At 66.8% G+C, this 6,514-nt stretch carries 4 protein-coding genes and 1 pseudogene; 3 read left to right on the forward strand and 2 right to left on the reverse strand.

Going from position 1 to position 6,514, the window contains the following annotated elements; genetic code table 11:
- Positions 1-6: 6 nt before the first annotated feature.
- From arc to ACIA73_RS38975, 3 genes and pseudogenes are all read left to right on the forward strand, one after another.
- A pseudogene (arc, locus tag ACIA73_RS38965) lies at positions 7-1,638 on the forward strand (proteasome ATPase); the annotation flags it as partial.
- A 1,148-nt stretch (positions 1,639-2,786) separates the two neighbouring features.
- Positions 2,787-3,308, forward strand: coding sequence for a hypothetical protein (locus ACIA73_RS38970; protein WP_399443721.1), 522 nt, complete (start codon positions 2,787-2,789; stop codon positions 3,306-3,308).
- Positions 3,309-3,796: 488 nt separating this feature from the next.
- Positions 3,797-4,378: a DUF6368 family protein gene (locus tag ACIA73_RS38975; RefSeq protein WP_399443722.1), complete on the forward strand. Its 582-nt coding sequence runs from the start codon at positions 3,797-3,799 to the stop codon at positions 4,376-4,378.
- A gap of 192 nt (positions 4,379-4,570) precedes the next feature.
- Here the strand turns inward: ACIA73_RS38975 and ACIA73_RS38980 are convergent, their stop codons facing one another.
- Both ACIA73_RS38980 and ACIA73_RS38985 read right to left on the reverse strand, forming a co-directional pair.
- Complete coding sequence (locus ACIA73_RS38980; protein ID WP_399443723.1) at positions 4,571-4,918, reverse strand: MerR family transcriptional regulator; 348 nt, start codon at positions 4,916-4,918, stop codon at positions 4,571-4,573.
- 23 nt (positions 4,919-4,941) lie between these two features.
- Positions 4,942-5,877, reverse strand: a complete 936-nt coding sequence (locus ACIA73_RS38985) for an aldo/keto reductase (protein ID WP_399443724.1) — start codon at positions 5,875-5,877, stop codon at positions 4,942-4,944.
- Between the last annotated feature and the right edge of the window lie 637 nt (positions 5,878-6,514).

The raw sequence follows: 6,514 nt of genomic DNA on the forward strand, positions 1-6,514 counted from the left end.
GGGCGGGAGCAGATCGTCGAGCTCCAGACCAACCTGACGGCCGTGACCGACCAGAACGCACGGCTCGCCAGCACCCTTCGCGAAGCCCGCGACCACATCATCGCCCTGAAAGACGAAGTGGAACGGCTTGCCCAACCGCCCGCCGGGTTCGGCATCTTCTTGTGCACCCACCACGACGGCACCGCCGACATCTTCACCGGCGGCCGCAAGCTCCGCGTCAACTCCGCCTCCACCGTGGACACCGAGTGCCTCAGCCCCGGGCAAGAGGTGATGCTGAACGAGGCCCTGAACATTGTCGAGGTCCTGGAGTTTGAACGCGCCGGTGACATCGCCACCCTCAAGGGCCTGCTCCCCGACGGCATCCGCGCCCTGGTCGTGGGGCCCACCGACGACGAACGGGTGATCCGTCTCGCCGCGCCGCTGCGCAGCATCGAGCTGCACCCCGGGGACTCACTGCTTGTGGAGCCCCGCTCTGGCTACGCCTACGAGGTGGTGCCGAAAGACTCAATTCCGCAGGGAGAGATCCGCGGGCTGTTGCACGACATGCCGGCGCAGGTGGAGTACGAGGAGATTGGCGGCCTCGACCAGCAACTCGAACAGATCCGCCGGGCCCTCGAACTCACCCGGAACCAGCCGGAGCTGTGCCGTCGGATGGGCTTGCGGACTCCACGGGGCATTCTGCTGTACGGACCTCCCGGCTGCGGGAAAACGCTCATCGCGAAAGCGGTAGCCACCGCGCTGGCACGGCCTCCGGCCGCCGGATGCGGTGAAGACGGTGCCCGCGCCCGCTTCTTGAGCGTCGCTGGACCAGAACTGCTCAATAAATACGTGGGCGAGACGGAGCGCACGATCCGCTCCATATTCCAGTGGGCCCGACACACCGCACGCGACGGGGTGCCCGTGGTGGTGTTCTTCGACGAGATCGATTCGCTGTTCCAGACCCGGGGAACGGGTGTCTCCAGCGACGTGGAGAAGACCGTCGTGCCCCAGCTGCTCGCCGAGTTCGACGGGATACGCGGCCTGGAGAACGTGATCGTGATCGGCGCTTCCAACCGTGAGGACCTCATCGACCCGGCCCTGCTGCGCCCCGGCCGATTCGACCTCAAGATCCGCGTAGACCGGCCGGACCGGGCTGCCGCCCACGATATTTTCGCGAAGCACCTCACCGCCGAACTGCCCTTGCACCCCGACGCATTAAACGCTCACGAGGGATCGGTGGCCGAGGCAATCCAGACCATGATCCGTCACGTCGTCACCTTCCTGTACTCCGATGCCGACCCCAACCGGTTCGTGGAAGTGACCTACCAGAGCGGGGCCAAGGAGGTCGTGTACTTCCGCGACTTCACCTCCGGCGCGGCGATCCGCACCATCGTGGAACGCGCGAAGTGGTTCGCCATGGACCGCCACCTGGCCGGTACCGCGGCACCACTCGGGATTCGCGTCCAGGATCTGATCCAGGCCGCCAAGGAGGAGATCCGCGACACCCAGCGCCTGATGAACACCACCAATCCCGACGACTGGGCGCGGATCTCCGGTGCGCGGGGCGAGCGCATCGTGTATGTGCGCACGCTGGGCCAGGCCGAACGGGGGTTCGCCAGCCGTTCCCTGGAGGTCGAACGCGGCAACTACGGTCTGTGAGTGGCTGTGCCGCGTTCCAGACCGGAAGACCGTCCGGCATAACGACGCCCTTCACTTGAGACTGCGCGTCGAGGATCAGCCGGCCCTCGACCAGGGGCTCAGCGACGAAGACCAGGAAGTACAACGGCTCCCCCAGCGACGGATCTTCCGGGAGCAGCCCCCAGAGGCCGAGGCTCGACCTGGAAGGCGACGAGGGTCTCCTCGAAGCAGCCCACGCCGGAAACGTACCTGGCCGTCAGACGCTACGACCTGCCTCCCGCACGCGCTTGGACGGTGTCCTATGCCACGACATGGTCCTCTCGATGACCCATCTGCGACGGCCGAGCCGTTCGGGAGCCGACGAGAAAGGGGCGGCATGCCGGCAGGCCCATCTCGCCCCTTCTCCCCGGGGGAGTTACTGGATGATCGTGATCCGGTCCGCCGGCGGCGGGGCCAGCGGTGTGGCGGCCACGTCAGACGAACGCGCGTACCGCGACGTACCAGCGTGAGGGCAGTTGGCGGAGGACCTGTCTGCCGTCTCGTCCGCCTCTATGAAACGGTCTCGTGGCCTTGCAGTTTATCGACTACGAGAGCGGTATGGCTGGTGGAGCGTCCTACTGCCCGGTGCGCTTCGATGGTGACAAGCACGGTCTGCCAGTCCAATTCGCTGAGCTCCCGAAGGCCGGGCCGGCGCAGACGGAGCAGGCTCCGGCCGGTGAGGTGGAGGCCAGGCCGGCCAGTACAGCGCCCAGTTGACAGGAGCGATCGATGACCGGGCGGGTCCGGTCGACAGTGTGCCGCACGACGAAGCCGGATTCCTTGGCGTGCGTCAGGTAGCCCGCCAGGGTGCCTGACGAACTGGTCGTGCAGGGCGGGGGCTTGGGGACGTGGGTGCAGGCGTGCCGTCTCGAGTGGGACCAGTTGGCGTATGCCGATGTGGATCTCGAACGTGCGTAAGAGGGCCGACAAGCCGGCGTCGGAACGGCGGGCGGTGCTCGACGAACACGCCAGGGAATGGGCCGCAGGCTCCGCCGGGAGGAGCACGGCATGCATGAATGTGACTCGCAGCGACAACTGTCACTTCGCAGGGGTTTCTGTCACCAGTCGCCCGTAGTCGCCGGAAGGTAATCCCCCAGGCCCTGGCCGCGTGAGCCACTACGTTGGTGTGCGTGGAGACACGGGGGCAAAGGTTTCGGTATGTGGGTCCAGCTGAGCTGAAGGAGCTTGTCCGGGCGGGTGGTGAGGGTCGGGGCATCCACTCGGCGGCAGACTTCAGCGAGTGGGTCTCGGCGCTGACCCTGGACGAGTTGGCCGAGCCGTTCACGTTCGTCGTCGATGTCGACGGGGTACTGCGACTGGCTCCGCGTCGCAGTGAGCACGTGGTGTGTGCCGGCGGCGGAGAGGTCCTGAGCGCCGGTGAGATGAGCTTCCGCGAGGAGTCCGGGTGGTGGGTGGTCGAGGAGGTCAGCAACCAGTCGACCGGCTACTGCCCGGACATCAGCTCATGGCCCGCCGTGGCCATGGCTCTGGATCGGATCGGGATTCATCGACCGCCCGGGTTCACGCACGAGGTCGTCTTTCGGCGATGCCACGCCTGCCGGGAGCTCAACATCGTGCGGGAGGAGGACTTCGTATGCGTCTTCTGCGGCGAGGATCTGCCTCTGGAGTGGAACGTCGGTGAGCTCGGGTGACGGGTGACGGGTCAGACCGCCAAGATCGCATCGCCTTGCGAGTGCGGCAGCATGGCGGTGCGGCAGGTGAACCAGTTCCTCCTTCGCGATGAGTTGTGGTCAGATTCGGAGTTCTCTTGCGGGTCCTGTGGCACCTACCTGTGCGAACACGCTGGTCCGGGACCAGCACCTGATGATGTTCGGGTGGCTCTCCTCGCAGCGCATGGGTCCGTCAGACTGCGGCTGGTCGGTTCGGTTTCCGGTCTCGTCCCAGGTTTGAAGGTCTTTCGGGAGGTCGCAGCAGCCTCGTTGTCGCGGGCTCGTGAACTGGCTGGGGAACTGAGCCACGATGGTCTGGTGGGGACGTTGTCGGAGACGGAGTTCCTGCGCTCCAGCGCTGGAATTGATCTTGAGCTTGGGCCGAGGCCCACAATGATCAGGCGTCTGCCGTCGCAACCTGGTAGAACCGGATCCCGGTGGCGCTTGGGTCACGAGGCTCTGGGGGCGGTATGTCGGGACCGGCAATGGGACTGTGGCTCCTCGAACCGCGCGGATTCGCGGACATCCTGGCCGATGTGGTCCCGTGGTTGGAGACCTTCTGCAAGCCGGTGGAGGCCAAGGCCAGCGGTGACGTGGATTTCTGGGTGCGAGACGGTTCGGCCCTGGGCCTGCGGGCCTTCGACCCGGCCGACGTCGGCGTGTTCTTCCTGTCGGAGGACGAGGAGATCCCTGCCGAGGATGAGGACTATGCGGCTTTCTCGCGGCCACCAGTGCAGGGGCTGATAGTCGGCGCCGGCTGCTCGGGGTCGGTGAACCACGTGCTGCTCGGCCACCTGACGCTCGCTCTCGCCCGCCGTCTCGATGCGCTGGTCGACTTCGACGGCCTCCTGAGTGGTCACCCCACCGCGGGAGACGACACGAGGAACGAGGCAGTCCTGGCCCGGGCGAGAGCACTGGCCTCGGAACTCCCGGGAAGGCTCGTGGAGGTCTCCCATGACACCGGCGGCGGGGACCGGTCGCTTCGACATGTCGGAGACGTGGAGTCTTTGGAAGCCTGGCTGCAACATCCCGACTTCCGCTTGATCAAATAGCGCTTCAGCGTCGATCGTCGCGCACGCTTCGAAATTCATGACAACCCGACTGCGAACACGAACCTTGTGACAACTAGCCCGAGCATTTGGTGACATCCATCGCTGCGAACGTGACCGAGGCCAGGTGCTGGGGCCGGTCAGCCGAAGGTAGCGAGGGGCAGGGAACGTGGTGGGGTGTGGGGTTGTTGGCGCTCAGCTGTAGTAGCCGATCTTCTCGTCGAGGACCTCTATGGCCCGGTGCAGCCCGGTCACCCGCTGTTCCAGGATGGCACGGCGGTCGCGGAGGAAGGCGACCCTGTCCTGCGGGGAGTGGTCGGCGCGCAGGATGGCGACAAAGTCCCGCAGGTCCGCGATTCCGAGTCCGGCCTCGCGGAAGCAGGTGACCAGGCCGATCCAGAAGACGTCGTCCTCGGTGTACTCCCTGCGTCCGCCGGCGGAGCGCCGGATCGGACCGATGAGCCCTTCACGCTCGTAGTACCGCAGCGTGTCGATCGGGACACCGGTGCGGTCGACGGCCGCTGCCGGGGTGAGGGTGGTCATGCGACTCCTTGGGTGATCCGCGGTTACCTCGCTTCGGCGAAGCGCGCCAGGTGCTCGTCGTCGAGCCGTACGTGGCGTGCGGCCAGTGCCTCTTCTACCTGCTCCATCCGGCTCGTTCCGACGATGGGGTCGATGCCCTGGCGCATCAGCCAGGCGAGGACGACCTGGTTCCTCGTGGCCGCGAGTTCACCGGCGACGTCCTTGAGGACCGTGAGCACCCGGGCCGTACCGGGGTGATCATAGGTTTGCGGGAGCGGTTTGTCAGCGCGCACGTAGGAACCCCACATGAGCGAGGTGTACGACCACACGGCGAGCCCTTCCGACCGCGCTAGGTCCAGGTCCTCGGCGGTGAGCATGCGGTGGCCGGTCTCCGCGAGGGGGGTGAGCGGGCGCGGCAGGACGAGTGAGTGACGCAGCTGCAGGGCACTCCACGGTTCCACGCGCTGCTCCTGGGCGAGCGACCGTGCGTGCTGGACGCGCCAGGTGGCGTGGTTCGCCGCCCCGACCCGCAGGGCCGTTCCCTTCGCGACCAGCTCGCCGAAGGCGCCGACCGTCTCCTCCAGCAGCACAGCGCGGTCCTCGGCGTGGGCCCAGAGCAGATCAACGTGATCGACGCCCAGACGTTCCAGGCTTCCCTCCAGGCCGACGCGGACGGCGCGTGCGCAAAGCCCTTCGGCGCTCTGCGGTGCGTGCGGGACGAGTGGGTTGTGGCGGACCTTCGTCGCGATCCGTACCGCGCCGCGCGTGGCCGGGCGGGCCCGGAGCCACGCGCCGATGACGCACTCGCTGGCACCCCCGCTACCACTGGGATCGGACCAGTAGGAGTAGCAGTTCGCGGTGTCGAGCCAGACACCGCCGCCGGCGGCGAAGGAGTCGAGAATCGCGAAGCCCCGGTCGGGATCGACGCGGGTGCCGAAGTCCATTGTTCCTAGGATGATCTGGGGGTCGTTGGTATCCATGAGGTTCATCCTCGGATCTGGAGCGCGCTCCAGGTCAAGAGCTTTCGTGGTGGGCAATCCGGGGAGAGCGGTCTTCGAGAGGCCAGCACCGCGAGCCAGCACCGCGACAAGATGAGGTGTTCCAAGAGAACGCGCTGTCAGGGGTCTCACCAACCCGCCGGGAAGGCGGGGGACTCCACCTTTTACGCAGCTGCGTACGCCGGGCGCAGGCGCCGGCCTGGCGGTGGAGGGTCCGTGCCGTTTACCTGGTGCCTTCTGGGCAGGAGCAGACCGCTTGGTGTCGGGAGATCGAGTGCAGCGAGGCGAGTTGGGCCAGTATTCGGGGCGAGGCCAGGGCGGTGGGGGCGTCGAGCATGTTCATACGACGAACACGGAGTATGCCGGCCCAATGCCTGAAGGGTGGCAGCCACCGCGCCACTAGTGGAGCGCTCCCCCTGAGGCGGTGAGGTCGACCCTTCCAGCTGAGAGCCGATCCGCGAGGAACTGGACACCACGCCACCCCGCTGCGCGTGTCCCAACTCAGCCCCCGGTGGCCCAGAAGTCTCAGAGCCTGTGTCTAAACCCCGGTCGGATCAGCGAACGTCGTCTGGTGCGTGCGATCGCAAGGCGCTGGAAGGTCCTCGCTGGGGTCTCCCCT

Origin of the sequence: Streptomyces sp. NPDC051561, assembly GCF_044454195.1 — a bacterium.
GTDB lineage: Bacteria > Actinomycetota > Actinomycetes > Streptomycetales > Streptomycetaceae > Streptomyces.

Bases quoted from the DNA above. Each gene is read 5' to 3' on its own strand.
- ACIA73_RS38975 (WP_399443722.1), top strand. From the start codon at position 3,797: ATGTCGGGACCGGCAATGGGACTGTGGCTCCTCGAACCGCGCGGATTC.
- ACIA73_RS38980 (WP_399443723.1), bottom strand. From the start codon at position 4,918: ATGACCACCCTCACCCCGGCAGCGGCCGTCGACCGCACCGGTGTCCCG.
- ACIA73_RS38985 (WP_399443724.1), bottom strand. From the start codon at position 5,877: ATGGATACCAACGACCCCCAGATCATCCTAGGAACAATGGACTTCGGC.